Annotated in this window: 2 protein-coding genes; both read left to right on the forward strand. The window is 66.1% G+C overall.

The window, feature by feature from the left end:
* A partial coding sequence (locus HX803_RS22165; protein ID WP_256732906.1) for a 5-guanidino-2-oxopentanoate decarboxylase occupies positions 1-1,350 on the forward strand: 1,350 nt, incomplete at its 5' end.
* The coding region (locus HX803_RS22170) for an aldehyde dehydrogenase family protein (protein ID WP_178923511.1) at positions 1,347-2,572 on the forward strand (1,226 nt) is incomplete at its 3' end. The genes HX803_RS22165 and HX803_RS22170, both read left to right, overlap by 4 nt.

Below are 2,572 nucleotides of genomic sequence, written 5' to 3' on the forward strand. Positions count from 1 at the left end.
ATGCTGGTGATCTCCAGCGTGCAGTCACGCAGCCAATTGGGCGGCGGGCGCGGCAAGCTGCATGAACTGCCGAACCAGAGCGCGATGATGGCCGGTGTGGCCGCGTTCTCCCACACCTTGATGTCGGCGGCGGAACTGCCCGGCGTACTGGCCCGTGCATTTGCCCTGTTCCAGGCCGGCCGCCCGCGCCCGGTGCATATCGAGATCCCGCTGGATGTGCTGGTGGAAAACGCCGACGCCTTGCTCGGCAGCGAGCCGGTCAGCGTGGCCCGTGCCGGTGCGGCGCCGTCGGCGGTGAAACAAATGGCTCAACTGCTGGCGGCCGCCAAGCGCCCGTTGATCCTCGCCGGTGGCGGCGCCATCGACGCCGCCCCGGAACTGACCCGTCTGGCCGAAACCCTCGGCGCCCCCGTGGCCCTGACCATCAACGCCAAGGGCATGCTGCCCGCCAGCCATCCCCTGTTGATCGGCTCCACACAAACACTGGTCGCCACCCGCGCATTGGTGGCCGACGCCGATGTGGTGCTGGCCATCGGCACGGAACTGGCCGAAACCGACTACGACGTGACCTTCGCCGGAGGCTTCGAGATTCCCGGCGCCTTACTGCGCGTCGACATCGATGCCGACCAGACCGTGCGCAATTACCCGCCGCAGGTAGCGCTGGTGGCCGATGCACAGATCGCCGCCGAGGCCTTGCTGGCAGAACTGAACAGCAAGCCGCTGCCTGCGCGCAACCCAGCGTGGGGCGCCGAACGGGTTACACGCCTGTGGGCCGATTTGGCGCCCTCCTGGGACGCCGCCACCCGCGCGCAAACCCTGTTCCTCACCACCGTCCTGGACGAACTGCCCGACGCCGTGCTGGTGGGCGACTCCACCCAGCCGGTGTACAGCGGCAACCTCACGCTCAACCTCGACCACCCACGCCGCTGGTTCAATTCCTCCACCGGCTACGGCACGTTGGGCTACGCCTTGCCGGCCGCCATCGGCGCCTGGCTGGGGCGTGGCGACGGGCAGCCGGTGGTGTGCCTGATCGGCGACGGCGGCCTGCAATTCAGCTTGCCGGAACTGGCCAGCGCCGTGGAAGCACGGGTGCCGGTCATCGTCCTGCTGTGGAATAACCAGGGCTACGAAGAGATCAAGAAGTACATGGTCAACCGCGCTATCGAGCCGGTCGGCGTAGACATCTACACCCCGGACTTCATCGGCGTGGCCAAGGCACTGGGCTGCGCCGCCGAGCGTATCCAGGGCAGCGAACACTTGCGCACAGCCTTACGTGCCGCGGCCGATCGCCAGGGGCCGACGCTGATTGAAATCGACCAGGGACTTTGGATGAAGGAGGTAGGGGTATGAGCGCAGTGTTGAACGGTGTGTACATCGACGGTGTATGGCGTGCCGGCCATGACGTGCTGGAGGTGATCAACCCGGCCACCGAGGCGACGTTGGCCCAGGTCAGCGTTGGCGATGCCACAGCCGTGAAACTGGCGGTCGACGCGGCCAGCGCCGCGTTCGGTGACTGGTCCAAGAGTACCGGCCGTGATCGTGGCGCGCTGTTGCGCAAGGTCGCCCAGGGCGTCAACGAACGCCGCGAGCAGCTGATGCAATTGCAGTCGAGCAACAACGGCAAGCCGCTGTTTGAAGCGGGGATCGATGTGGACGACGTGATCGCCACCTTCGAGTACTACGCCGGTGTGGCTGAAGAAATGGACGCTGGGCAAGACCGCCCGGTAGCGCTGCCCAGCGATGACTTCAGCGCGCGTCTGCGCCGTGAGCCGTGTGGCGTGGTGGGGCTGATCGTACCGTGGAATTTCCCGATGGTGACCACCGCCTGGAAACTCGCCCCGGCCCTGGCGGCCGGCTGCTGCGTGGTGCTCAAACCCTCGGAAGTCACGCCGCTGGCGGAGCTTGAATTGGCGCGGATCATCGCCGAAGCGGGCTTCCCGAGCGGCGTGTTCAACCTGGTCTGCGGCACCGGCCTGGCGGTGGGCGCGCCCCTGGCAGCAGACCGTCGCGTGGCGAAGATCTCCTTCACCGGCAGCAACGCAGTGGGCGTGCAAGTGATGCAGCGTGCTGCTGAAACCATCAAGGGCGTGAGCCTGGAACTGGGCGGCAAATCCTCGTTGCTGGTGCTGGCCGACGCCGACCTCGACCTGGCGGTGGAACTGGCGTGCGGCGGTGGTTTTTTCAACGCGGGGCAAATCTGCTCGGCCACCAGCCGCGTGTTGGTGGCTGACAGCCTGGCGGATGAATTCCTGCAACGCTTGCAGGCACGGGCTGAAGGTATTCGCGTGGCCGACCCGTTTGCCGACGACGTGGAAATGGGCGCGCTGATCAATCGCGCGCAGTATCAGCGGGTGCTGGGGCATATCAGGCGTGGCGTTGAAGACGGCGCGCGGTTGCTGTGCGGTGGTGAACGGCCGGCCGATCTGGCCAAGGGTTTCTTCATTCGGCCGACAGTGTTTACCGATGTACCGCTGGACAGCGCGTTGTGGAACGAGGAGATCTTTGGACCGGTGCTGTGTGTACGCCGCTTTACCACTGAAGAAGAAGCCATCGCCCTGGCCAACGACAGCGA

Source organism: Pseudomonas sp. P7548 (assembly GCF_013386585.1).
GTDB lineage: Bacteria > Pseudomonadota > Gammaproteobacteria > Pseudomonadales > Pseudomonadaceae > Aquipseudomonas.